We start from the raw sequence: 24247 nt of genomic DNA on the forward strand, positions 1-24247 counted from the left end.
CCTGACCAAAACCTGAGTGCTTCAACGGGGCGGGTTGGGATAGGTTACGGGGTGGGTGAAAAAAGTTGGCCGGAACGGCGATGCCCGCACACATAGGCAACCGGACCCACAGGGGTACGCGCCTACGATGCGGCGGGCCTTCAAGCTGCAGGATGATCGGGCAAACTGCACCAACATCAATCTACCACCACTTTCACACCGCTCAACCACCTCCCCTCATCGCGCAGGTGCAAGTGATAGACGCCCTGCGGCAACCCCGACAAGTCCAGTGCGGTGCTGCTGAAACCGCGGCCCACTTGCTCGTTGCGCACGGTGCGGCCAAGCCCATCAACCAGCACGAGGCTCAGTATGCCGCGAACCACCAGATCGGCCGGCAGCGCAGCTGATACGGTGACCGTGCCGTGCGCCGGGTTCGGGTACACGCTCAATGCGTTTTCCAAACCAAGGGCCACCTCCTCCATGCCATCCCAGCCGCAGCCCGGCACCAAGCAGCCCATGCTGTCCACCTTCAGAAGCCACACCATTTCCAGATTGGGTATGCTGTCGTCAGTTCCCTGTTGCGCGACACCGGTCATTGCAAAGCCTCCATCGCTGGTCGGCTCCACATCGTAGGGGATGTGGTTGCTCGCCTGTCCACTATAGTAATTGTACTTACGCAACCAAGTGAGGTCACCATCAGGCTCCAACTTGTAGAGCAGACCCCTGCGTATTCCACCGCCCTGCAAGCTCAATTCGTATCCGCTCGCCACCAAAGACCCGTCATCTAGTTCTTCCATGTCGTAGCTGAAAGCCCAATACTGTTGGTTATACTGCTTGGTCCACATCACGTTCCCGTCGATGTCCCACTTCCTGAAGTAGTTCCACTGCATATTGAACGGGCCACCCGGCAGAGGCATATAGCTGCACGCCGCCACAATACCACCGTCCTGCGTCTGAAGGGCGCTCACGTTCGTGCCAACGTACCGGCTCCCGCCAATGTCCCGCCGCCAGATCACATCGCCGATGCTGTCCAGCCGCATAACCCAAACGGGGTTGTCCACGCCGCCCAACTGGTAGCCAGAGTAAACCAGCCCATGCGCACCACAGGGTCTCACTCCTAATGCCTCAGTGGTTGAGGTAAAACTCTTGGTCCAATGAACACCGTTGAGCGTGTCGCCAACAACCAGCAAAGCCGAACCGCTAGTTTCATCCGGATCATTGAAACCGCATACTGCAAAGCGATCATCCGGCAACAAACAGGTCTGTCGCCCACCCACGTATCCCGTGTCCAACAATGTCCGCGTCCAAACGGTATCACCATCTGCCCCGTAGCGCACCAGGCTCATTTGGCTCCATGAAAAGTTCCCGGCTTGGAAAGCGGTCAAGGCGGTGAGCGCCGTTGGGCCGTTATTCCAGGCCGCATCGCTGTAGCCATGATTGTAATCGTGGGCCGTCGTGGAATAGTGTTGGGTTTCATCCATGAACGCCCCATTCGCATCGAAATGAATTGCGAACGGTTTGCCCAGGTTCCCTGGCACTACGGCTTCGGCGATCACCATGTATCCGCTCGGCACCTGCACGACTGAGCGGCCCACGGCACCACCTGCGTCCAGCATGCCCTGTTGCACACTATGATTGTGAACCACATTGAAAGTGCCTTGTCCAAGGCACACGCCTTCCGCGAGAATCAGCACGACCCCGATCCGCCTCATTGCTTCAGTTCGTTTTCGCCACGGTGAACTTCACCTCAGCAACCGGAACACCCTCCCGTAAGAGCGCACCCAGATACAATCCGCTGCCCCAGCCGTGCAGGTCAAGCTCCACAACCCCCGACTTGTCCGTCAGTGCGAACTGCCCTACCACTTGGCCCATGCCGCCGTACACCACCAAGGCATCGGCCTGCGTGCCCGTGCTATAGCTCAGCACCACATCCTCAACTGCGGGGTTGGGTTGTGCCTGTAGTTGCGGCACATCGCGTTCCACAACACGCTCGCGAACGCGCGGACGGTAAGCCTTCCAATCGTTGGGCAGCTCCAACACCGGCAGTTCGCGCCAGTGGTCGGCCTCCAACAGCACGTCCCATGCCTGCGCCGCTCCGGAAAGACCGGTGTAGGCCAACGTTTCCAAAGCATCGATTTCCGTGCTCCCCATGGTGGTGCCATGGTTGGTGCCTTCCATGTAACCCGCGTAGGTGATCAGATCGGCATAAGCCTCCTCTTGCGCCCATTCCTCGCTGAGCAGGTCGTTCACAGCGCCATGGTCCGAAGCCGCCAAGGCATGGTGTACCAACGCAATACGGTTGCCCCGGCCCAGGCCGTCGTCCAGCACGGCTTGCAAGCTGTCCATGGCACCGGCGGTTACCGTATCGGCCGCCCAGTAGCGCATGCAGTTCGTGGCCGCCATAAAGTGCTCGGTGTTCAACTCGTTGATCTCGCGTTCCAGCACGTCCTTCATGCTGCCTGGGCCGTTGGCCTGGGCATCGTCTATAAGGGCCATCTGGTAAGTGCTCACCAAGCCGCTGTTGGGCAGGCGCTCCACGATGTTCTGCTGCACCGGCGCGTTCTGGATGAAGACCTGCGTGATGTGCCAGCCGTCCATCGGTTCGCCGCGTTCTATCACGGCTTCGAGCACCTCTTCACTTAGGGGGTGGTGCGCGAAGAGTATGTCGCGTAATGCATGACTTTCAAGCCAAGGTGTTTCCTGGGTCAAGGCCTCCATTACATCCGGGGTTTCGCCCATATCCACGGTTTCGTTGTACTGGGCCAAAGTGCTCACCAAAGCGGCCTTTGCGTTCTTGCGCGCAGCGACCTCCGAATTGATAACAATACCGCCAACGGCCGCGAAGCCGTCTGCACAGTGTACTGGCTTGTCCAAAAGCAGGCCGTTGAAGGGCACATTTTCCTGCATGTAATCAATGTTCGGACACTCGACAACGCAATCGGGATCATCGTGCCGGTGGTAAAAGAAGTAACAATCGGGGTCTATGGCGGGGTCGAAGGCCATGTCCCAATCCACGGTGCAGGAGGGGCTGTTGAAGAAGCGGTTGCCAGCAAGGGCTGTTGCAACCCCAAAGACTCCTTGGTTCCCTGAGATCCGCGCATTCGGCCCAAGAGCGTAGTCCACCTTGTTCGCGGTGTAATCCCCGCAAAGAATGTCCAAGCCTATTTCAGGGTCGGTAGCCTCATCACAATGATCACCCCACACCGTGGTGCCAAGGGTCAGGTTCATGAACTCGTTGTTGTAGATGCGGTTGTTCATCTCCGCCGTGCCCAGGAAGACAATGCCAAGGTTGCTATTAGGGGTGCCCCCATCAAAGAGATTGTCCTCCACCACGTAACCATAGGTTTGGAACAGCAGCAAACCAATGGGCGAAGGAGTGCCGGGTTGCCACTCGGGCACTTCGAACACATTGCCGGTTACTTCACCCTGGAAGGGGCCAAGGTCAGCAAGGCCGTACACCGTGTTACGGAAGTGCATGTCCCGCACCCAGTAAGGCCGATGGCGCCCCACGCTTACCCCGCACCACAAGCCATCGAAATAACTCTGGGATGAGTTGCCATTGCCGAGCACACGAGGTGCGCCCCATGAATTGCTCAGGATACCGAAGCCCCGCTCAATGCCGGAGCTGGTGGTGCTGCTGATGATGTTCCAGAAGCGGCAGTTCTGGAAGAGCACCCTGCCGCACCATCTGAGGTTGGCATGAGCATAGGGCACCTCTGCATCCGGCCAATTGTCGTTGGTGCCGAAATCGCAGTCCTGGAACCTGTTCTGCGTATTGGGCGGGGCCGGAACCGCGCCCGTGGGCCCAAGGATCTGGACATCGATGATGTTGTTCAGCCATTGCGTGCTTGCGCTGTGTATGATGCCACGATATCCACTGCTTGTGTAGCCACCAAGGCCATTGCGCGTTGCGGCCAAAGCACCAACCTCGGCATTCTCCACCACCGCATTCTGGGTCCTGAACCTGCCTTGGTTGCTATAAGGCAACTGCGACAAGTTACTGTTACCCCGCACTTCAACGCCTCTCCAGCGTTCGTCGCAAGCATTGGTGAGCGTGCAGCCGTTGCAGTAGAGGTAGCCGCCGGGTTGCACTATGATCCCGGCCCCGGTCCCGAACTCGAACCGCATGCCCTGTATCGTCAACGATGCCCCGTCCGGTACCATGAGGTTGCCCGCCATGCGCACAGTGTTGGAAGTACCGAAGGGGTTGGCCGCCGCCGTCCATGTAGTGCTGCCGCTGGGCGCTTCGGATCCATTGAAGGCCGTGAGGTCGAACCGGGTAGCACAGCAGGAAACGTCGCTCATCGCAGGGGGAGGATTACCGCCCGGTTGAGCATTCAATAAGTAGTACAAGTCACCACCGTTCATTTCTCCGGAAATGCACACTTCGTTGAGTGCATACACATCATCATCCCAAACGGCGTTCACGGGGTCATCGGGGTCAATCAGCGCTCCGAGAAGAGCATTGCCCAATGCATCCTTGCCGCACACGTAGAGCGCTGGCGTTATGCCCCCTGGCGCCATGCCGAGTTCAAGTTCGCTATCAAAGAACTCCGGGGCGGTGGTCACGAGGTCATTGAGGGTGTTGTTGTCCAGATCGATGTAGCCGAGGGAGGTCGGTCCGTTGGTATAGTTCGGCATCCACCAGTACAGATATTCGCCATTGGGAGAAAACTCCAAGCCTGCGATCCGCATCTCGAGGATGGGGTCGCCATTGACATCCAAAGGGTCAGGCCCTTGGCTGTCCGTAAAGACCAAGTAGGTCCCTGCACCGAGGAACGGCCACAGATCCGCGTCCAATGCATTGATCCTCCAATAGTTCACGCTGAAGAACCGGTCGTTGCCATCCGCGTGATAGTTTGTGAAGGCGAACCGGATCTCCGACCCAACGCTCACCACCTCGACCTCTCCCTTTGCTGATCTCAGACCGTAGTTAACCTGTCCACTTGAAACGGTACCCGTCCTGATGTGGACCAGATCATTGCTTGTGATCTCGAAGATGGCGTAGTGCCATCCGGTTGAAGCGAACAGGAAGTGGCGTTCTGCCACGGCATTGTACACCGCATCGAAGTGGATCGTTCCGGTGGTTCCTTGCCATGGGTCGATCGGGATCGTCGTGTACGGGGCAGGGTTCAATGAGAACCCGTTCGGCAGATTCGGGGCCCAGTTGCTCAACGGATTGAACCCGATCAGTTCCGCGTCCGAAATGTCCAAGAGCGTTCCTCGACGCGCCGGGTCGGTGAATAATGGGTTGTCAATCGTCAAGTCCAGAACCGAGTACTCCAAGTCGTACGGTGCCAGCAGGGTCCCTGACTCACTGGAGAAGATGTACCATAGCCCGCAGCGCCCCGGTACAGGATACACCACCACTTCGGTGATGCCTCGGAAAAGCTCGGCAGTGGCACCGCCTCCATTGACGTCCGCCATCAGATATCCGTCCTTATCATAAAGTCTGCCGTCAATGATGAAGAACAGGATCCGACCGAGGTCGTCCATCTCTACGAATTGTGAGTATTCAGCAAGCTGACCTTGGTACTGCAGATCAGGATCCTCATTGGGATCATTTGGCTCCGGAAGTTCGAGCAATGAAAGCTGCGGAGCGCCCGAAGTTGGCTGCACCAGCACTTCGTTACCGATCAACCATGCTGGGCTTTGCGCATGTAAGGTTGGGGCCAGCAACATCAGGACCACAACACACTTTACCAAGCGCACAACGACCATTCTGTTCAACCGCGCATTAGCTTCCATTGGTCTTGGGGTATATGGCGAACGTAGTCATTCTGCTTGGCAAGAAATTAGCATACCGCCGGCCTTTGTCTACCAGTCCGGTCGACCCAGGCTCGCTACTTTATACACCAGCGGGGGCCTTGGCCCCCGCTGCTGCTTTATGACGAAGCGAGAAGTGCCTTACGCCCTGAACGGCTCCTGGTAGTGCACCAGGTCGTAGTAGCGGTCCCACACGCCCAGCACCAGTTCATCGTTGAGGGAGGCCACCACGTTGGTGGCGTGCAGGGGGCCGGTGCCCAAGGGCTCCATAATGTGGTTGTTGTTGCGCAGCAGGAAGCGGCCCGCCAGCGCGATGGGGTTGCGCTGCCCCTCGGTGGTGCGCATGCAGTGTTCCCACAGCTCGGCGCCGAAGTGGTGGGCGGTGCCGCCGTCCAGTGAAAGGAGCAAGGCGTTCTGCCGTTGGTCCATGCGGCGGTAACGCAGCAACCCGGCCACGTGCAGGCCGTCGGCATCGCGGTGCACCAGGAAGGTCCACGGGTTGCCGATGGCGCTGGTGAGGGGCAGCAGCATTTCGTTGCCTATCGCACACGGGTGCGCAGCCAGGTGCGCATGCACGGCGGGCAGCAGCTGGGCCACATCGTGGTGGGCCTGCTCCAGCACCTCGGCGGGGGTCATGGTGGGCACCAGGCAACGCGGGGCTTTGCGCAAGCGGCCCACCACACGGCGGGTGCGGGTGCGCAGCTTGGCCAGGTGCGAAAGGTCCGGCTGGGGGTTGTTGTTGGTCATGGTCAATGTGCGTTGTGCGGTGGCTTGGAACGGACGACCAGACGCAATGGTTACGCGGTTCACGGTTCGTGCATGCCGTATGCTGTTTTGGCAGTCATGGGTATTACTATCGTGCATGTCGTACATTGAGCATGCCGGATGACATTTTGGCACCGGTATTCGACCAAGCTATGCGACCTTATGATGCATGACCACGGGTGCTTGATGCATCAGCGGTGTTCCTCGACTACTTGCCTCTACCTTTTGATGAATGAACGGGGGTCTGCGGTATCGAAGAGTGCTGATGAATGACCACGGAACACCGATGCGCGATAAAGCGCCAACGCTTTGTTATCAACGGTTGCGGCGCATTGAGCGAGTATTGCCACCCCGCGACCGCGCAGCACGGACCTTTCATCAAGCCGTGGCGCTGAGCAGTGCCGCAAGCGGCCGCATTGGTCGCCGAACCGGACCGATGTGTCAAAGAACATCGGCAATGGGTCGGGTTGGTTGACGCACGCCAAGCATATACCCAGCAGGCGTTGTGCTGCTCTTACCATGGGCATATTACCAGCCTGGCGCCGTCGTACGGAAGACGTGTATAGAATGCGTATTATATGGACGTGACGAACGGTTATTGACACTCTCAAGCGTAGTAGAGCAAGCTAAAGATAAGTCCGTGGCAGCATATCGGTTTATGATGCTGACATACTATCAACAGAATAATGAACCAACAACGTAACCCTGTGCCATCGTGCAGCGTTGAAGCACCGTCAAACACAACGAGCCATGCTCACAACGAACCTCCGCTACGCCACCCAGTGCAGCTACCCCGCACCATGCGGCCCCTGCACTTCCGAAATTCTACGCTAAAGCCATGGCAATCTTGAAAGCAGGCATCAGCGGTTTGAAGGACGGAGCCTTGATAGCTAAGTCACGCAACGTTGTGGCACAGCTCACGGCGCACGTAGCCACTTTCGCTGCTCCCAACCCCGCCTTGGCGGACGTTACGGTAGTGATCAGTGCGCTGGAGAGCGCCAAGAGAGATGCCGAAACGGGCAGCCACCTCGCCTATGGTGAGGTGCGCGCCACGCGGACTGCCTTGAAGGGTATGATGAACCAGCTTGCCGAGTACGTTGCGAACGTTGCGGCCGGCGATGAGACCATCATGCTCCAGGCCGGATTCGAGGCGCGCAAGAAGCCGGAGCGTCAGCCCCTGCCCGAAGCACCCACCTCGCTCGTTGCGATGGTGAGCGCTTACCAGGGCGCGGTGGACCTCCAGTGGGTCAGCGCGTCTTACCGTAGCTACGTGGTGATGATGGCCTCCACCGACCCGGCGCAAGCCGGTACCGAGTGGCAGGCTGTTGCCACCACCACCAAGCGCCGCCATACGGTCGATCAGCTCGAATCCGGTAAGATGTACTGGTTCCAGGTGAAGGCCGTGAACGCGGCCGGTGAAGGCCCCGCCTCCGAATACGGTATGAGCCGCGCCGCTTACTGAGCGCGCCGCCCATGCTCTGCGCCCCGGCCCACCGGGACGACCACGCCTCAGAGAACACCCCCGCAGGACGCTGCGGGGGTGTTTTGTTTTCATGGGGCGCCGAGGTGTGCTGAAAGCCCTCGACTAATGGCCACACGACATCCGCAAGCCCTCCTATCGCACATTGCCGACACCAGACCCTGCGTAATGTTGAGCCCAAGCTTGGCCCAGAACACACCCGAAAGACAAGGCCCCAACATTTTGTGGGGCCTTGTTCCAAGCGCGCTACTGAAATCGTCACACAGTTCAAGTCGTCGCCGCCGAAAGCCTTGTAAGCAAGTCGGCAAAGCGTCGTTTGTGTTGGACAGAATCGCGAAACCCATTCATTACCATGAAGTTCCTCTGACCTTCGAGAATCTCACCCAGCACATCGTCACCTTGTTTGCATATACGAGCTTCCAAGGCTATCGAAGCGAATTCACTCAGGTTACCGTAAAGGTAGTCAATGACCTCGTCAATCATTGGACCTAGAATCTCGGAGGCAGGTAAGTTGGTTCCCGGAACTCTGGGTGGAGGCGGTGTTGTTGTTGGGTGCTTCTTGATATGGCTCATGGTCGCTTGCTTTAGACTGTGAGACGTTGAGCCGTAAGAGCCTTTGCCTGCGCAGCAACCTTGGAATCCTTACCTACAAAGGACAAGGTTACATAGGTGTCACCTTGAGCGGAGCATGTGTCCTTCCGGTTTCCATTGCTTGAATCCAAATGGATGCCACAGCATTTCCCTCGGAGCACATTGAGCCCGCCGGATGCAGAATATCTTAGTTCGGCTGTCGTATTAGTTGTGCCAGGGTACTTCCCAATCTCACCGATAAACAGACCTTCAGGCCTGTCCACGGATCCCATTCCAGTGCTGCAGAGCAGTGGCTGGGCATTAAAGGTTAATCCCCAGTCGCCATCTTGGGACAACCAGTTCTCGCCGTGGGCCGAGGTGATCTCGCCGGTTTGGGCGAAAGCTGCAGAGCTCATAAGCGCTGCGGTGAACAGTACGGTCTTTCTCATGTTGAACGTTTTGGTTTGACGTGTTCTGACTTTGTTCCGGTTTTGGACTTCTCCTGGTGCGTTTCACCATTAACTGCGCAACTTGTGCCTTAACTTAGTCGATATCTGAAGCGAGGGGAGAGTAATATTGCTCTTGCAGCATTATATGCCCGACACTTCACTGTTTGGTAACTCTGCACTGAGGTATAGCCAAGAAATAGGGCAGCTTCGTCATCACTTGCATTGGCATTGTCAAGCTGGAACTGCAGTATTCGCGAGTACGACTTCCGCACCAGCCCGATTACCTTGTAAATGACGTCAGCCGGAGTTTCTTCGGGCTGGTTGAAGGGTTCAAGTTTCGAAACCGATTCAAGAATACCAGGGTCATCAATTGAAACGAATTGCATATTGCCCACCCTGCGCAGCATTCCAAGTACCGCGTTGCGCAGTATGATATAGAGATAGCCTTCGACATTTGACGGGTTAGCTTGGAGTGTGCCACGTTCAGCGCTTCGAATCATGCTTGCCTGAGCTTCAACCAGCACGTCCTGGACTCGATGGTCATCTAGTGCGAGCACCGGAAATTGTGCCATCAATCGACTGAGAATGCGTGGGTTCAGTCCGTGCAATAGTCGATGCGATGTTTCCAATGAAGGTGCCAAATGGAAGTCCAGATACAGCTTTTCAGTCGAGGTTGTTGAGGGGGTAACGTGCTTCATCTTTGGTTCGGTTGAACGTTCGAGGACTGATGCCAACACTATGGTGAGAGGGTGCCGAGGGGGATCGATCATTTTCTTCGAGCACTTGTCAACAGACCTGAGCGACCCCTGCCTTGGGGTGGACGCTAACGTTGCAATAGGTTGCCACATTCTAAGGGAACACAACAGATACTCGTGGAATCCCAACGTGGCAGTTGTTCTACCTACACAGGAGTTTGGTCGCTACAGTAAGCAACCCTTCAACAAAGAGTACCGATAGGACGTTTGCGAGGAAGCTCACCCACATAAGGATGCACAACCCCAAATCATATGGTCGATGCATCCATTCGAGGATGAAACCAATGACGTAAAGGCATATTGGTAGCATGATAGAAATGCCTAATACATAGGGTCTAAGTGCCTTGGTGCCAAACTCCGTCGAGGCGCCCAATGCTACGTATGCGCGCAGGCCTACCGAAGCAACGAGCTGGACTGTGAGGCCAATAGCTGTTTCGAGTTCCAACCACTTAAAGAAGGCTACGGTTGTGTGGGCTATTGCAAGAAGCGCAAGAGTTAGTGCTATACCAGCTAGTACCTTCTTCATCTGGACCAATGTTGATTTCGTGACGTGCTTCACTCTCTGAAGTGAGCCCAGTAGATATCGGATTGATCACTTTCTTTTGAGATAGTGCTTGCGTACACCACTCTTCGCATCGTCTCAGGCGCGGCGCGTCGCCCGCGCTGACTCGCCTTTAGCTAAGCGTTGTGTTCTGGGCAGCTTGACCAGTAATCCGGACAAACAAAGGATCACGACTAAGATCGTTGCGCTGCTGAACAGGCAACCCAACACAAGGTCCAACCACCTCTATTATCGGCACAGTCGTTCAACAGGTGTTTCCACCGCCAATCAATCGAAGAGGTAAACATGATGCGGCTAGTGTTGGCGTCGAAGACAAGAAAGGCCATGTGGGCCATGCCCTCAAACCGTTCTATCCGGTCCTCCCCGCTTCTGCTTCGCCTTCCTCTGCGCCCTTAGCTGGATCACCACCGGGGCCGTGGCCAGGATGATCATCCACAGCACGATCCAACCCAGGTAATCGAGGATCCACGGGTAGCGCGAGCCCAGGTAGTAGCCCGCCGAGTAAATGGTGCCCACCCAGAGCACCATGCCCACGAAGTTGTAGAGCGTGAACTTGCCCAATGGCATGTGGATGATGCCCGCCACGATGGGCGCGAACGTGCGCACGATGGGCACGAAGCGCCCGATGATGAGCGTCTTGCCGCCGTACTTCTGGTAGTATTCCTCGGCCAGCACCATGTGCTTCTTGCGGAACCAGAACGTGTCCGGCCGGTTCTTCATGGCCTCGCCCGTGCGGCGGCCCGTCCACCAACCGAACTGGTAGCCGCCCATGCCCGCGGCGAACATGCTGAGCACCACCGTAACCACATGGTAGTCGAGAACGCCCGTGGCGGTGAGCAGCCCTGCGGTGAACATCAACGAATCGCCCGGCAGGAAGAAACCGAAGAAGGCACCGTTCTCCAGGAAGAGCACCAAGAGCAACAGGCCCAGGCCACCGTAGTGGATGATGCTCTCCGGGTTGAAAAGCGCTTTGATGAACTCCCAGGTATCCACAGTGGCAAGGTGGTGGCGGTGAAGATGGGGATCCTTTACCACAGAGGCACAGAGCCGCTGAGAAGAAATCCTTGCGGGTCAATGTGCACGCAATGTGCCGGGTAGCGAGCGCGCCAACGCAATGAACAGACCCGCACAACATCATTCTCCCAGTGGCCTCTGTGGCTCCGTGCCTCGGTGGTAAAAAAAACCGTTCACTCCAACGCGACGTGGTAACCGCTGTGGTTGCGCACGTTGAAGACCCGGCCGTCGTCCCACAACAGGTATTGGCCCTTTATACCGCACAGGGTCCCGCTGATGACCGGCACCTTCTCCAGCCCCACGCTCGTGACTTTCGGCGGGTGGGCCAGCACGGGGTACTGGATGGTCAGCGGTTCTTCGCTGTCCAAGGCATACGCACCGAGCTGCACGGCCATTGCCTGCATCGCTTTGGTGCGCAGGTCATCCATCACCGTGCGGTCCGGTGCCACGGCCGTGAGCATCGTACGCCAGTTCGTCTTGTCGGCGAAGTGCTTCTTCAGCTCCACCTCGATGAGCCCGGCCAGTTGCCGGTAAGGCGTGCGGGCAATGATGACGGCCTGCACAGCGCCTTGGTCGATCCACCGCGTGGGGATCTGCGTGGCGCGCGTGACACCCACTTTGAACCCACCGCTCTGGCTGAGGTAAACGAAGTGTTCCGTGTTGTGGTGGTCGTTCTCCCACTGCGGATCGCGGCCCTCGCCCAGGTGCGCACGGCACAGCTCGGGACGCACGATGCACTCCGATGCTTCGGGGGCGGTCTGCAAGCAGTTCCAGCAGAAGCCCTGCCCGTAGAACTTCTTCACCCGGCTGTTGCAGTTGATGCAGGACAATTCACCGGTGAAGCGCACCGTCAACGGCCGACCGATCAGCGCGTTCATGTCCACGGCATCAGCGCCCAGGTGCATGGTGTAGTGCACGCGACCTTCCTCCAACCTCGCCGACATTTTCACCAACTGACCTTGCGCCATGCGAACTGTTTTTACCTTCAGTGCCGAAGATAGCCGGACACCCCCCGCCGATGCCCGTCAACGCGCTCTTCTCCTTTCTGATCAAGAAGCGGTTGCAACAGATCGACCTGTTCCGCACGCACCCGCACCAGGCACAGCTGGAAGTGTTCCACCAACTGCTGCGCCAGGCACGCTACACGGAGTGGGGCCGTTTGCACGGGTACGAGGACATCAAGACCGTGGACACGTTCCGCGAGCGGGTACCCCTACAGGACTATGAGCAGGTGAAGCCTTGGGTGGCACGGTTGCGCGCGGGCGAACAGAACCTGCTGTGGCCGACGGACACCAAGTGGTTCGCCAAAAGCAGTGGAACCACGAGCGACCGTAGCAAGTTCATCCCAGTGACGCGGGAGAGCTTGGAGGATTGCCATTACAGAGGAGGCAAGGACCTCATTGCGCTGCACTACAGCATGAACCCCGCGAGCAAGCTCTTCATGGGGATGAACCTGACCGTGGGCGGCAGCAGCAGCATTGAACAATGGCGGCCCGATGCCTACAGCGGCGACCTGAGCGCCATCATCATCCGCAACCTGCCGTTCTGGGTGGAGATGCGCCGCACGCCGAGCATTGAAGTGGCCCTGCTCGAGAACTGGGAAGAGAAGATCGAGAAGATGGCCCGCGCCACCCTGCGCGAGGATGTCAGCTGCATAGCCGGAGTGCCGTCATGGACGCTGATCATCCTGCGTCGGATACTTGAGCTCACAGGCAAGAAGAACATCATGGAGGTGTGGCCGAACATGGAGCTCTTCATGCACGGCGGCGTCAGTTTCAAACCTTACCGCGCACAATACGTGGAGCTCTTCCCCGGCAACTCCGTGAATTACCTGGAGAGCTACAACGCCAGCGAGGGCTTCTTCGGCATCACCGATGAAAAAGGGAGCAACGACCTCCTCCTGATGCTCGACTATGGCATCTTCTTCGAGTTCCTCCCGGTGGAAGAACTGCACCGTGAACAACCACGCACCGTGCTGCTGCACGAAGTGGAACTGGGGCGCCAGTACGCCATCGTCATCAGTACCAACGCCGGGCTCTGGCGTTACATGCCCGGCGACACGGTTCGTTTCACCAGCACATCGCCATACCGCATCCAGGTGAGCGGCCGCACCCGCAGCTTCATCAATGCCTTCGGGGAAGAGCTCATCGTGGAGAACGCAGATCATGCGGTTGCAGCTGCCTGCCAAGCCACGGGCGCGGTGGTGAGCGAGTACACCGCCGGGCCCGTGTACATGGACCTGACCGGTCACGGTGCGCACGAATGGGCGATCGAGTTCGAACACGCGCCGCTGGACCTCAATATGTTCGTGGATGTGCTGGACGAAAAGCTCCGCCAACAGAACAGCGACTACGATGCCAAGCGACATGGCGACCGCGTACTGGCCCGGCCGGTGGTGCATGCTGTGGAGCCCGGCACCTTCCACCAGTGGATGAAGGAGCGGAATAAGCTTGGCGGCCAGAACAAGGTGCCACGCTTGGCCAACGATCGCACTTGGCTGGACCAATTGTTGCCAGTGGTGCATCTCTGATGCGGACGCTGTTCCTCTTCGTTGTGCTCTTCTCCGGGATCTTCCGCTCTATGGGGCAGACCGGAGCGACGGAAGTGGTCATCCCCGGCACGTTCGACACCTTCACCACCGATGAACTGGGCAACGTGTACGCCTTGCGCGGCGACGTGCTCGAACTCTACAACCCGAAAGGCCAGCTCCTGCAGCGCAACAGCCTGAAGACCTTCGGCCGCATCGGCGCCATCGATGCGTTCTACTCGCTGAAGCCGATGGTCTTCGCGCAAGAGCAAGGGCAACTGGCCGTGCTCGACAATACGCTCGCCGTGCAGGGCAGCGTCATCGATCTGCCGAGCAACGGCTACCCGCAGGTGACCATGGTGTGCGCGAGCGTGCAGAACAGCTTCTGGTTCTTCGATCAAAGGGAGCTGGAACTGGTGCGCGTGGATGCGCAGCTGCGCCCGCTCGCCCGCACCGGTCGGCTGGACCAGCTCATCGGTTTTGCACCTGTCCCTGCGCAGATGCTGGAACTGGACAACTGGCTTTACGTGAACGACCCGAAGCGCGGGATCATCGTCTTCGATGTCTTCGGCACGTACGTGAAGACGATCCCGATCATCGGTGCGCTGAGCTTCGAGGTGCGTGGCAAGAAGTTGTTCTACTTCCACGAGGAGGGATTCCATGCGTTGGACCTGATGACGCTTGAGACCACGCAGTTCGCGAATGCGCACGACGCAGGTGCGATCGACGTGCGCACTGAAACAGGTCTCATCTACACGCGATACACCGACCGGCTTTCGATCGCACCTGCGCGGTGACTTCCGTCGCGCGATGCACTACTTTTCCACAGTGCCCACCGCGCGGTTGCGCCTCGGGTACATTCGCCAACCCCAACCAATAGAAGTACCATGCACATCGCGGTGGCCGGCAACATAGGCAGCGGAAAAACCACGCTGACCAAACTCCTTTCCAAGCACTACAAGTGGGAGCTCCTCCAGGAAGAGGTGGACAACAACCCCTACCTGTTCGATTTCTACAAGGACATGTCGCGCTGGTCCTTCAACCTGCAGATCTTCTTCCTCAACAGCCGCTTCGAGCAACTGCTTGAAGTGCGGAGCGAAGGCCGCAACGTCATCCAGGACCGCAGCATCTACGAGGACGCGCACATTTTCGCGCCGAACCTGCACGCGATGGGGCTGATGACAACGCGCGACTTCGAGAACTACCAGCGCCTCTTCGCCAACATGGAGCGGCACATCACGCCACCGGACCTGCTGATCTACCTGCGCGCCCCCGTCGGCAACCTGGCCAGCCAGATCGCCGAGCGCGGCCGCGATTATGAAACCACGTTGAACGTTGAGTACCTCAAGCGCCTCAACGAACGCTACGAGGCGTGGATACAGACCTACGACCGCAGCAAGCTGATGATCGTGGACGTGGAGGACAACTCGTTCCACAAGAAGCCGGAAGACCTCGGCCGGATCATCAACAACATCGACGCCGAACTGCACGGCTTGTTCCCTGTGGAAGCGCCGGTGATGAAGACAGTGGCCAAAACAGCAGCGAAACCCGCAGCAAAGGCACCCGTGAAAGCAACCGCGAAGAGCAGCGCAAAAGCACCGGCCAAGGTGTTGGCGAAGAAGCGCTGAGCGCAGAACATTGTTCAGCGAAGAGGCCCCGACAAGTCGGGGCCTCTTCCGTTTTGTCGGAGCGCGTTTGCAACGCGCTCCTCATGGGATGGGCGCTTGTAGCGCCCTACAAGATCAGCTCCACCTCCACCAACCCCTTCTCTCCAGCATAGTCAAGGGCAGAACTGAACAGATAGTGCCGCGGTTCCGTTACCCACATGGCCCGCACCGGGTTGTTGTGGATGTAGTCCAGCTTCTGTCGCTTGAACTCCGCGGACCAGCAGTCCATGGCATGGCTGCCGTCCTGCCATAGCTTGAACTCATCGGCCCGAGCGGTCTTGCGGGCGTTGAATGCCATCAGGTCCAGCATCCATCGGCTGCGGCTCTCAGGGATCCCTTCATAGCCTTCGCGATCGCCTTCGACGTGTACTTCTTGGAGTCGCGCAGCACATCAGTGAGCCGAAAGCCCTCCCGTACCCGTGCGATCATATGCAGATGATTGCTCATCAGCACCCACGCATGGACCACAAGGCCCTTGTTCTTGATGCAGTGGTTCAGGCTGTCCACAACGATCAGCTTGAAATCCTTCCGCGTGAACACATCGATCCACTCAACGGTGGTCCACGTCAGGAAATATGTCGCTTGCTGATCACGAACGGGGTATTGGTCTGACACGTCGTGAAGCTAGGGACGGCTTTCGGTCGTGGCGTCACAGACGCCTCTCTCGATCGAGCGCGTTGCAAACGCGCTCGGGCGTCAACGAAGAAGCCCCGACATGTCGGGGCTTCTTCGTTGATGATGCCAAATGATCAGTCGGCGTGCTGCTCAATGGTCTGCTCCACTGCAGCGGGCTGTGCTCCATGCACACCAACAGCATCGGTTTTCGGCTCGTTGATGTGCGGCGCGATGATCAGCGCAACAATGCTCGTGAGCTTGATAAGGATGTTCATGCTCGGACCGCTGGTGTCCTTGAACGGATCGCCCACGGTGTCGCCCGTTACTGCCGCTTGGTGGGGCGGCGAAGGCTTGTCGGCTTTGTGCTTGTAGTACATCACGCCGTCGATGTCCACGCCCTTCTCGAAGCTCTTCTTGGCATTGTCCCACGCGCCACCGGCATTGTTCTGGAACATGCCCATGAGCACACCGCTCACGGTGATGCCCGCGAGAAGGCCGCCCAAGGCTTCCGGGCCTACTAGGAAACCAACGAGGATCGGCGAGATCAACGCAAGTGCGCCCGGCGCGATCATCTCGCGGATGGATGCCTTGGTACTGATGGCCACGCACTTCTCGTACTCGGGTTTGCCCTTTCCTTCCATGATGCCGGGGATCTCGCGGAACTGGCGACGCACCTCCTTCACCATGTCCATGGCGGCTTTGCCCACCGCGCTGATGGCGAGACTGCTGAAGAAGAAGGGGATCATGCCCCCCACGAACAGCATCGCAAGCACGTCGGCCTTGTAGATGTCGATGCCCGTGATGCCCGACATGCCAACGTACGCAGCGAACAAGGCGAGCGCGGTCAAGGCTGCCGACGCGATCGCGAAGCCTTTGCCAGTGGCGGCGGTGGTGTTGCCCACAGCATCCAGATTGTCGGTGCGCTCACGCACTTCTTTCGGCAGTCCGCTCATCTCAGCGATACCGCCCGCGTTGTCGGCGATGGGCCCGAAAGCATCGATGGCCAATTGCATGGCCGTGGTGGCCATCATGCCAGCTGCTGCGATGGCCACGCCGTACATACCAGCCAGAGCGAACGAACCCCAGATACCGGCTGCCAGGAGAAGAATGGGGAGCACCGTGCTCTCCATGCCCATGGCCAAACCACCGATCACGTTCGTGCCGTGGCCCGTTCCGCTCTTGCGCACAATGCTCAGCACCGGGCGACGGCCCATGCTGGTGTAGTACTCCGTGACCATGCTCATAAGCGTGCCCACGACGAGTCCCAGAATGATGGCCCAGAAAACGTTCATGCTGGTGATCGGTGTGGAAACACCGCCACGAACGAACTCCATCGTCGGCGGAAGCATCCACTGCACCAGCGGATAGCTGCTGATGGCCACAAGGATCATAGCGCCCCAGTTGCCTTTGTTCAGGGCCGCCATCACGCTGTCGCTGTCCTTGCTGATGCGCACGAAGAAGGTGCCGATGATGGAGAACAAAACACCAAGACCTGCGATGACCATGGGCAGTAGGATCGGGGCCATGCCACCAAAATTGTCAGCGCTCACCACCTCACGACCGAGCACCATGGTGGCCAGCATCGTAGCCACGTAACTGCCGAAAAGGTCGGCGCCCATACCAGCCACATCACCCACGTTGTCGCCAACGTTGTCGGCGATGGTTGCAGGGTTGCGCGCGTCATCCTCAGGGATACCGGCTTCCACCTTGCCCACCAGGTCGGCACCGACGTCTGCGGCCTTGGTATAGATGCCACCGCCCACGCGTGCGAAGAGCGCGATGCTTTCAGCACCGAGCGAGAAGCCTGCCAGCACTTCGAGGCACTTCATCATCTCCTCGCCGTTCGCTCCGGCATCGCCCACGTACATCCGCAGGAACACAATGAACAGAGTGCTCAGGCCCACCACGGCGAGACCAGCAACGCCGAGCCCCATAACGGTGCCGCCGTTAAAGCTCACCTGAAGGCCCTTGGCCAAGCTGGTACGCGCTGCTTGCGTAGTGCGAACGTTTGCCTTCGTGGCGATGCTCATGCCGATCCAACCGGCGAAGGCACTGAAGAACGCTCCGATGATGAAGGCGATGGCAATGACCCAGTCGCTGTGCGGATGAAGCGTGCCGCTCCATGCAAGGAGAACAGCGGCGATGACGGCGAACACCCCGAGCACCTTCCATTCAGCCTTCAAAAAGGCGCTGGCACCCCGGGCGATGTAGCCCGCGAGCTCCTTCATACTGGCGTCGCCCGCATCCTGCTTGTTCACCCACATCGCCTTGGCGACCATCACCACAAGGCCCACCACACCCATCAGGGGGATGTAGTACATCAGTTCACTTCCCATGTCTTCGTCTTTGTTGTTCTCGTTGTCCCTCAGGGGGTACCCCCCAGGAAAGGGCGGCGAAAATAACCAAGCGCTTGAATGCGCTATTCGCTCATGGCTTTTGGCCTTTGGCCGGGCAGTGCAGTCCGCCAAGTTGTACTCAACGCAGGTGCTGGGGTTGGGCAATGAAGGGACCTCAGTGACCCACTGCCCGGCCAAAGGCCAAAAGCCAACAGCAATCGGCTAGCGCTGACTACTTCACCACGTACATCACCTCTTTCACCGCATTCACCACGCGGGCCACGTTGGGCAGGGAGGCCTCGATGAGCGGAATGCTGAAGGGCAACGGCGTGTCTGCCTGGTTGATGCGCACCACCGGGGCGTCCAGGTAGTCGAAGGCATCCTTCTGCACACGGTACGCCAGTTCACTGGCAATGGAAGCCATGGGCCAGCACTCGTCCACAACAACCAAGCGGTTGGTCTTCTTCACGCTGTTCACGATGGTGGGCACGTCGAATGGGCGGATCGTGCGCAGGTCGATGACTTCGGCGCTGATTCCCTCCTTCTGTAGTTCCTCCGCAGCGCCCAAGGCCACCTTCATCATCTTGCCGAAGCTCACGATGGTGACTTGGGCGCCCTTGCGCTTCACATCGGCCACACCGATGGGCAGCAGGTACTCGCCATCGGGCACCTCGCCCTTGTCGCCGTACATCTTCTCGCTCTCGAGGAAAAGCACCGGATCGTCGTCGCGGATGGCGCTCTTCAGAAGGCCCTTCGCATCGTATGGATTGCTCACGGTGATGACCTTCAGGCCGGGGATGTTGGCGTAGAAGGCCTCGTAGCTCTGGCTGTGCGTGGCGGCCAGCTGGCCCGCGCTGCCATTGCCCCCGCGGAACACGATGGGCACGTGGAACTGCCCGCCGCTCATCTGCAGCATTTTGGCCGCGTGGTTGATGATCTGGTCGCTGGCGAGCACGGCGAAGTTCCAGGTCATGAACTCCACGATGGGGCGTAGGCCGTTCATGGCGGCGCCCACGGCAATGCCCGTAAAGCCCAACTCGCTGATCGGTGTATCGATGATCCGCTTCGCCCCGAACTCAGCCAGCATGCCCTTGCTCACTTTGTAGGCGCCATCGTACTCGGCCACCTCCTCGCCCATGAGGAAGACGTTCGGGTCGCGGCGCATCTCTTCGGACATTGCCTCGTTGAGGGCCTCACGGAATTGGATGGTGCGCATGGGTTGGAACGTCGGGGGGCCGAAAGTAGAAGCCAACGCCCACGCCTCGTCGCATCCGGCCCTGCTCCGGGCCGTGCTCAGCAACCTGTCCTCGTCAAAGGGTCTCCACCTGCCTCTGCGGTGTCCGCAACGTAGCATCCTTTCCGATCAAAGCGTGTCCGGTGAACGTCTTGGTCTCTCCAGCTCCGGTTGCGTTGTCCAACAGGGTCGCCGTGCCACGGATGCCGTCACCGAGGAGGATGATCTCCCAGCGGACCTCCACGGCGGCCCCCCCCTTCATCTCCGCACCAACCCTCAAGCTATCAACGCCGCTGCAGGTGTAGGGGAACGCACCCAGGCCTGAGCCGATGGGACCTACTGCCTCGAAACGGTCACTGGCGAAGATGAGCGTGTCGGTTGCCGGAGGACCATCCTGCAACGAGATCGCGTACGAGCGGCCGTTCATTGTGGCACAGCTCAGCGGCTCTGGTTCATTGTATTCGGATTGCGCGTCCGGCGGTGGTCCACCGGGAGTGGCATCCACTCCGCATGAGGCGGCGACACACAGTAGCCCGAAAGCTGGGAGAACCTTGCAGTAGGTGAGCATGGTAAAGGTGTTTTGCCGCTCATGCACCGATCGTGTGCCGCAGCCTATCCACCTACATCGCCAAGCACCGAAAATTGTTCGAACGCAGTAGGAACGCCCCATCGCGGGGAAAGAGCTCCCCGGTCAGCGGGCAAGAACAAGCGGAAGGCTTCGCAGCACATCCCCCTTTCGGACAACTACCAGGTATTGGCCGTTCGGCAGGCCCGTCAGTGGCATCTCCCATCGGGCACCGACCACGGTCCCAGTCCGCACAGTGCGACCGATGGCGTCCGTGAGCATGAGCACGGCACCGGGTGCATCAGCTACCACAACCCTGTCGTTCACCGCATCCAACCATACATGGAACGGTGCGTTGTTGGACTCGTCAATGCCCACACCCACCACCGTGTAGCAGGCACTGGTGTCCGTGCACCCGTTCTGCGTCACCTCCACGGCATAGCTACCGTCCAAGCTGGGCGTGAACTGCGTGCCCGTGGCGCCGGGGATCTCCGTGAAGCCGTTGTCGCAGTCGAGCCACTGGAGCTGCGCACCGCTGGCATCGGCGAAGAGGTTGATGTTGAGCGGGGTGACACCTACATCAACTGGTGTGACGGTGAGGTTGACAATGCTGTTCGTACTACAGCCGAGCGAATTGGTGATGGTGCCTGTGTAAGTGCCCGGCGCGCTCACCTGCTGCCCGTCAACGATGATGTGACCGCCCTGGCAGATGGTGATGGACTGGATGATCCCGCCCACGAACCCGTCAACGAAGTTGGAGGTCTGGCCGGTGAAAGCGAAGTTGTTCGGCGTGCCGTTGATGTTGCCCATAAGATCTTCAATGCTGGTGGTACCCGTGTTGTTGCCATTGGCAATGCCCTCCTCGAAACCGAACGCCAGTTGCAGGCCGGTCGTGTCAGCCACATCGCCATAGGCCAGGCATTCCACCTCCGTTGCGCTGACAGCCCGACTGAAGAGCGCCACCTCATCCAGGCGGCCGTCCAAGTAGAAGTGCTCCAACTGGAAGAGCAGATCGCCCAAGAGGAAATCAACGGAGGTGTTCGTGATGGTGCCGTTGGCCGGGACCGAGGCGGTCAATGAACCGTTCATGTACAACTTCAACGCCGCTCCGTCGAAGACGAGCGCCGCATGTTGCCATTGGTTCACCATCACGCTCGTGCTCGAAACGGTGAAGGCCGCACCCGCACTATTGCGCAGACGGCCCTCCAAGGTGTTTGCCGGCGAGATCTGCAGCAGGTAGAAGTCGCAATCGAACTCGTTGCGCATACCGGCCAGGCAGTCGAAGTCGGGGTAGAACGGAGCCGTGTTGCGCGGGTAGAAGCGGCAGGCCAGCGTTAGGCCGGGCGCATTGGCGATGAGCGCCGAGGCTGTCGGCACCACAACGTTGTCGTCGATGCCATCGAAGTCGAGTGCCGTGTTCTGGGCGGAGGAATTGAGGGTCGCAATAAGGATGAATACGGCGGAAGCGTAGCGTGGGGCCATGGTCTTGGGTTCAGTGGGTCGTGAAAGTAGATGCTGGCTAAGTTTGCCGCCCCTTCCAGCGGACATGAAATTCCTTGTTCTCATCAGCCAGGTGCCGGACACCACTGCGCGCATAGCCTTCACCAACAACGACACACAGTACGACGGCAACGGCGTAACGTGGATCGTGAACCCTTACGACGAGTGGTACGCCTTGGTGCGCGCGCTCGAACTGAAGGAAGCGGCCGGCAGCGGCACGGTGACCACCATCACGGTGGGCGGCGCCGACAATGAGGCCACCATCCGCAAGGCGCTGGCCATCGGGGCTGATGATGCCGTGCGCATCGACGCACAACCCGCCGATGCCTACGGCGTAGCTGCACAGATCGCAGCTTGGGCCAAGGACAAGGGCTTCGATCTGGTGCTGGCCGGAAAAGAAACGATCGACCACAACGGCAGCCAGGTGGGCGCCATGGTGGCCGAACTGCTGGATATGCCGTACGTGCCGTTGGCCAGCAAGCTGGACCTCGCGGGCAACACCGCCACCATCGAACGCGATGTGCCCGGTGGTGTGGAAGTGCTGGAAGTGAACACTCCTTTCGTGCTAAGCGCCGCTAAAGGGATGGCCGAGCAGCGGATCCCCAACATGCGTGGCATCATGGCGGCGCGCACCAAGCCATTGACCGTGGTCCCCGCCGTTGCGGTGGACACGCTCTCGGCCAACGTGAAGTTCGAGCTGCCCCCGGCCAAGAAGGCCGTGAAGATGATCCCGGCGGACCAGGCCGGGCAGCTGATCGAGCTGCTGCATACAGAAGCCAAGGTGATCTAGAAGGAAAGTGGAAAGCTGAAAGTGGAAAGCTGAAAGGAGAAAGCTGAAACAGGAAATCAGGAAAGACGGACCCATGAGCGTACTTGTATTCGTTGACACCCGCGGCGAAAAACTGCCGAAGGCCACGCAGGAAGCCATTACCTACGGCAAGCACATCGCGGCCAAGCTCGGTGGCACGGTCACGGCCGTCACCTTCGGCGATGCCGCCAACCTGGAAGCGCTAGGCGCGTTCGGTGCCAGCAACGTGGTGGTAGCCCGTGGTGTTAAATCCGTGGACAGCCAGCAGCTGACCACGCTTGTTGCCGAAACGGCCAAGGCCACCAACGCGCAGGTGGTTGTGTGCGTGCACGATGGAACAGGCAAAGCCGTGGCGCCGCGTGTTGCGGCGCGCTTGAAGGCCGGTCACGTCGCTGGTGCCATCGCGCTGCCGAACATGGACGGCGGCTTCACCGTGAAGCGCAACGTGTTCAGCGGGAAGGCACAGGCCATCGTGTCCATCACCAGCCCGGTGAAAGTCGTGAGCATTATGGCGAACAGCATTCCCATCGAGAACACCGGCGGCACGGCCATGGTGAGCGATTTCAGCGGCGATGTGGGCCCGGCCCGTGTAACGGTGAAAGAAGTGCGCAAGAGCGGCGGCGGCACACCCCTGCCCGAGGCGGAGATCGTGGTGAGCGCCGGACGCGGCATGAAAGGCCCCGAGAACTGGGCCCCAGTGGAAGAACTGGCCCGCGAACTGAAGGCCGCCACGGCCTGCAGCCGCCCGGTGGCTGACATGCACTGGCGCCCGCACCACGAGCATGTGGGCCAAACCGGCGTGGCCATACGCCCGAACTGCTACATCGCCATCGGCATCAGTGGCGCCATCCAGCACCTGGCCGGGGTGAACCAGAGCAAGGTGATCGCGGTGATCAACAAAGATCCCGAAGCGCCCTTCTTCAAGGCCGCCGACTACGGCATCGTGGGCGATGCTGCGGAAGTGCTGCCACAGCTCATTGCGGCCGCCAAGAAGTTGAACGCGGAGCGCTGATCCACACGGACCCGCGGGTTATCTTCACGGCCCCTGATGGACAAGGTCGCTCTGCGCTTTCTGCGCATCACATACAGCCATACGCACGCAGGGGCCTACGCCCTCATCCTCACCGAAGTGGAAGGCGACCGCCGCCTGCCGATCATCATCGGCGGCGTGGAGGCCCAAGCCATTGCCATCCAGGTGGAGAACATCAAACCGGCGCGGCCCCTCACGCACGATCTCTTCAAAAGCCTCGGCGACCGTTTGGGCATCACCCTGAAGGAGGTCATCATCAACGACCTGGTCGAAGGCATCTTCCATGCGAAGCTGATCATGGAACAGAACGGCAAGGTGGCCGAGGTGGATGCGCGCAGCAGCGACGCCATTGCACTGGCCCTACGGTTCGACTGCCCCATCAATACCTACGAGTTCATCCTGAGCGCTGCCGGCTTGAAAGTGGAAGAGGGAGAAGAAGAGGAAGGCAAGGAGCAGAAAAAGCCTGCTCGTGCCGGCAAGGCCAAAACGGCCGAGAAGCCCATCACGGTGCAGAGCATGGATGAGCTTCAGCAACAGCTAAAGGAAGCGTTGGCCAACGAGGACTACGAGGCCGCCACCAAGCTGCGCGACGAGATCAAGCGCAGGGAGACGACGAACTGATCGC

Annotated in this window: 22 protein-coding genes; 7 read left to right on the plus strand and 15 right to left on the minus strand. The window is 59.2% G+C overall.

Features of this window, described 5'->3' with window-relative positions:
• Nucleotides 1-176: 176 nt before the first annotated feature.
• The 3 genes from IPJ76_05445 to IPJ76_05455 form a co-directional block, all read right to left on the minus strand.
• Nucleotides 177-1595: a T9SS type A sorting domain-containing protein gene (locus IPJ76_05445; GenBank protein QQR87671.1), complete on the minus strand. Its 1419-nt coding sequence runs from the start codon at nt 1593-1595 to the stop codon at nt 177-179.
• A 100-nt stretch (nt 1596-1695) separates the two neighbouring features.
• Nucleotides 1696-5661, minus strand: coding sequence for a hypothetical protein (locus tag IPJ76_05450; GenBank protein ID QQR87672.1), 3966 nt, complete (start codon nt 5659-5661; stop codon nt 1696-1698).
• Between the two features lie 225 nt (nt 5662-5886).
• Entirely contained in the window at nt 5887-6555 is a 669-nt protein-coding gene (locus IPJ76_05455; GenBank protein ID QQR87673.1) for a hypothetical protein, read from the minus strand.
• Nucleotides 6556-7348: 793 nt separating this feature from the next.
• Between IPJ76_05455 and IPJ76_05460 the strand changes: the two genes are divergently transcribed.
• A complete protein-coding gene (locus tag IPJ76_05460) occupies nt 7349-7972 on the plus strand; it encodes a fibronectin type III domain-containing protein (GenBank protein QQR87674.1) in 624 nt (207 codons plus the stop codon).
• 285 nt (nt 7973-8257) lie between these two features.
• Here IPJ76_05460 and IPJ76_05465 read toward each other — a convergent pair whose 3' ends face one another.
• From IPJ76_05465 to IPJ76_05490, 6 genes are all read right to left on the minus strand, one after another.
• Nucleotides 8258-8563, minus strand: a complete 306-nt coding sequence (locus IPJ76_05465) for a hypothetical protein (GenBank protein QQR87675.1) — start codon at nt 8561-8563, stop codon at nt 8258-8260.
• 11 nt (nt 8564-8574) lie between these two features.
• Nucleotides 8575-9009 carry a hypothetical protein gene (locus IPJ76_05470; protein ID QQR87676.1) on the minus strand — a complete coding sequence of 145 codons (435 nt, stop codon included), beginning with the start codon at nt 9007-9009 and terminating at the stop codon, nt 8575-8577.
• An 89-nt stretch (nt 9010-9098) separates the two neighbouring features.
• Nucleotides 9099-9707: a hypothetical protein gene (locus tag IPJ76_05475; protein ID QQR87677.1), complete on the minus strand. Its 609-nt coding sequence runs from the start codon at nt 9705-9707 to the stop codon at nt 9099-9101.
• A 199-nt stretch (nt 9708-9906) separates the two neighbouring features.
• Nucleotides 9907-10290, minus strand: coding sequence for a hypothetical protein (locus IPJ76_05480; GenBank protein QQR87678.1), 384 nt, complete (start codon nt 10288-10290; stop codon nt 9907-9909).
• A 375-nt stretch (nt 10291-10665) separates the two neighbouring features.
• Nucleotides 10666-11319 carry a DedA family protein gene (locus tag IPJ76_05485; protein ID QQR87679.1) on the minus strand — a complete coding sequence of 218 codons (654 nt, stop codon included), beginning with the start codon at nt 11317-11319 and terminating at the stop codon, nt 10666-10668.
• A gap of 194 nt (nt 11320-11513) precedes the next feature.
• A complete protein-coding gene (locus IPJ76_05490; GenBank protein ID QQR87680.1) occupies nt 11514-12308 on the minus strand; it encodes a DUF2797 domain-containing protein in 795 nt (264 codons plus the stop codon).
• Nucleotides 12309-12358: 50 nt separating this feature from the next.
• On the opposite strand from IPJ76_05490, the gene IPJ76_05495 reads away from it, so the two are divergent.
• From IPJ76_05495 to IPJ76_05505, 3 genes are all read left to right on the plus strand, one after another.
• Nucleotides 12359-13870 (plus strand): GH3 auxin-responsive promoter family protein, encoded by a 1512-nt coding sequence (locus tag IPJ76_05495; GenBank protein ID QQR87681.1) that lies wholly within the window; start codon nt 12359-12361, stop codon nt 13868-13870.
• Nucleotides 13870-14664: a hypothetical protein gene (locus tag IPJ76_05500; protein QQR87682.1), complete on the plus strand. Its 795-nt coding sequence runs from the start codon at nt 13870-13872 to the stop codon at nt 14662-14664. Before IPJ76_05495 ends, IPJ76_05500 begins: the two co-directional genes overlap by 1 nt.
• Before the next feature lie 90 nt (nt 14665-14754).
• Entirely contained in the window at nt 14755-15495 is a 741-nt protein-coding gene (locus tag IPJ76_05505; GenBank protein QQR87683.1) for a deoxynucleoside kinase, read from the plus strand.
• A 106-nt stretch (nt 15496-15601) separates the two neighbouring features.
• Here the strand turns inward: IPJ76_05505 and IPJ76_05510 are convergent, their stop codons facing one another.
• From IPJ76_05510 to IPJ76_05535, 6 genes are all read right to left on the minus strand, one after another.
• The gene (locus IPJ76_05510) at nt 15602-15832 is read right to left on the minus strand and encodes a hypothetical protein (GenBank protein ID QQR87684.1); all 231 of its coding nucleotides are present in this window, start codon (nt 15830-15832) and stop codon (nt 15602-15604) included.
• Nucleotides 15832-16149, minus strand: coding sequence for a transposase (locus tag IPJ76_05515; protein QQR87685.1), 318 nt, complete (start codon nt 16147-16149; stop codon nt 15832-15834). The genes IPJ76_05510 and IPJ76_05515 overlap by 1 nt, the downstream gene beginning before the upstream one ends.
• A gap of 134 nt (nt 16150-16283) precedes the next feature.
• The gene (locus tag IPJ76_05520; GenBank protein ID QQR87686.1) at nt 16284-18485 is read right to left on the minus strand and encodes a sodium-translocating pyrophosphatase; all 2202 of its coding nucleotides are present in this window, start codon (nt 18483-18485) and stop codon (nt 16284-16286) included.
• A 232-nt stretch (nt 18486-18717) separates the two neighbouring features.
• On the minus strand, nt 18718-19839 hold the full coding sequence (locus IPJ76_05525; GenBank protein QQR87687.1) for a pyruvate dehydrogenase complex E1 component subunit beta: 1122 nt from the start codon (nt 19837-19839) through the stop codon (nt 18718-18720).
• On the minus strand, nt 19796-20146 hold the full coding sequence (locus IPJ76_05530; GenBank protein ID QQR87688.1) for a hypothetical protein: 351 nt from the start codon (nt 20144-20146) through the stop codon (nt 19796-19798). The genes IPJ76_05525 and IPJ76_05530 overlap by 44 nt, the downstream gene beginning before the upstream one ends.
• Nucleotides 20147-20410: 264 nt before the next feature.
• The gene (locus IPJ76_05535) at nt 20411-21766 is read right to left on the minus strand and encodes a LamG domain-containing protein (protein QQR87689.1); all 1356 of its coding nucleotides are present in this window, start codon (nt 21764-21766) and stop codon (nt 20411-20413) included.
• 64 nt (nt 21767-21830) lie between these two features.
• On the opposite strand from IPJ76_05535, the gene IPJ76_05540 reads away from it, so the two are divergent.
• From IPJ76_05540 to IPJ76_05550, 3 genes are all read left to right on the plus strand, one after another.
• Entirely contained in the window at nt 21831-22574 is a 744-nt protein-coding gene (locus tag IPJ76_05540; GenBank protein ID QQR87690.1) for an electron transfer flavoprotein subunit beta/FixA family protein, read from the plus strand.
• A 73-nt stretch (nt 22575-22647) separates the two neighbouring features.
• Nucleotides 22648-23604, plus strand: a complete 957-nt coding sequence (locus IPJ76_05545; GenBank protein ID QQR87691.1) for an electron transfer flavoprotein subunit alpha/FixB family protein — start codon at nt 22648-22650, stop codon at nt 23602-23604.
• Nucleotides 23605-23640: 36 nt separating this feature from the next.
• Nucleotides 23641-24243, plus strand: a complete 603-nt coding sequence (locus tag IPJ76_05550; GenBank protein ID QQR87692.1) for a bifunctional nuclease family protein — start codon at nt 23641-23643, stop codon at nt 24241-24243.
• Nucleotides 24244-24247 lie beyond the last annotated feature (4 nt).

The sequence above is a fragment of the Flavobacteriales bacterium genome, assembly GCA_016699575.1.
In the GTDB taxonomy this organism is placed as follows: Bacteria; Bacteroidota; Bacteroidia; order Flavobacteriales_F; family PHOS-HE28; genus PHOS-HE28.

Excerpts from the sequence above, each read along its gene's own strand:
- IPJ76_05535 (QQR87689.1), bottom strand. The coding sequence starts at position 21,766 with ATGGCCCCACGCTACGCTTCCGCCGTATTCATCCTTATTGCGACCCTC.
- IPJ76_05510 (QQR87684.1), bottom strand. The coding sequence starts at position 15,832 with ATGGCATTCAACGCCCGCAAGACCGCTCGGGCCGATGAGTTCAAGCTA.
- IPJ76_05500 (QQR87682.1), top strand. The coding sequence starts at position 13,870 with ATGCGGACGCTGTTCCTCTTCGTTGTGCTCTTCTCCGGGATCTTCCGC.
- IPJ76_05480 (QQR87678.1), bottom strand. The coding sequence starts at position 10,290 with ATGAAGAAGGTACTAGCTGGTATAGCACTAACTCTTGCGCTTCTTGCA.
- IPJ76_05450 (QQR87672.1), bottom strand. The coding sequence starts at position 5,661 with ATGTTGCTGGCCCCAACCTTACATGCGCAAAGCCCAGCATGGTTGATC.
- IPJ76_05530 (QQR87688.1), bottom strand. The coding sequence starts at position 20,146 with ATGAACGGCCGCTCGTACGCGATCTCGTTGCAGGATGGTCCTCCGGCA.
- IPJ76_05540 (QQR87690.1), top strand. The coding sequence starts at position 21,831 with ATGAAATTCCTTGTTCTCATCAGCCAGGTGCCGGACACCACTGCGCGC.
- IPJ76_05490 (QQR87680.1), bottom strand. The coding sequence starts at position 12,308 with ATGGCGCAAGGTCAGTTGGTGAAAATGTCGGCGAGGTTGGAGGAAGGT.
- IPJ76_05545 (QQR87691.1), top strand. The coding sequence starts at position 22,648 with ATGAGCGTACTTGTATTCGTTGACACCCGCGGCGAAAAACTGCCGAAG.
- IPJ76_05505 (QQR87683.1), top strand. The coding sequence starts at position 14,755 with ATGCACATCGCGGTGGCCGGCAACATAGGCAGCGGAAAAACCACGCTG.
- IPJ76_05525 (QQR87687.1), bottom strand. The coding sequence starts at position 19,839 with ATGCTACGTTGCGGACACCGCAGAGGCAGGTGGAGACCCTTTGACGAG.
- IPJ76_05475 (QQR87677.1), bottom strand. The coding sequence starts at position 9,707 with ATGAAGCACGTTACCCCCTCAACAACCTCGACTGAAAAGCTGTATCTG.
- IPJ76_05460 (QQR87674.1), top strand. The coding sequence starts at position 7,349 with ATGGCAATCTTGAAAGCAGGCATCAGCGGTTTGAAGGACGGAGCCTTG.
- IPJ76_05465 (QQR87675.1), bottom strand. The coding sequence starts at position 8,563 with ATGAGCCATATCAAGAAGCACCCAACAACAACACCGCCTCCACCCAGA.
- IPJ76_05520 (QQR87686.1), bottom strand. The coding sequence starts at position 18,485 with ATGGGAAGTGAACTGATGTACTACATCCCCCTGATGGGTGTGGTGGGC.
- IPJ76_05495 (QQR87681.1), top strand. The coding sequence starts at position 12,359 with ATGCCCGTCAACGCGCTCTTCTCCTTTCTGATCAAGAAGCGGTTGCAA.
- IPJ76_05470 (QQR87676.1), bottom strand. The coding sequence starts at position 9,009 with ATGAGAAAGACCGTACTGTTCACCGCAGCGCTTATGAGCTCTGCAGCT.
- IPJ76_05445 (QQR87671.1), bottom strand. The coding sequence starts at position 1,595 with ATGCTGGACGCAGGTGGTGCCGTGGGCCGCTCAGTCGTGCAGGTGCCG.
- IPJ76_05550 (QQR87692.1), top strand. The coding sequence starts at position 23,641 with ATGGACAAGGTCGCTCTGCGCTTTCTGCGCATCACATACAGCCATACG.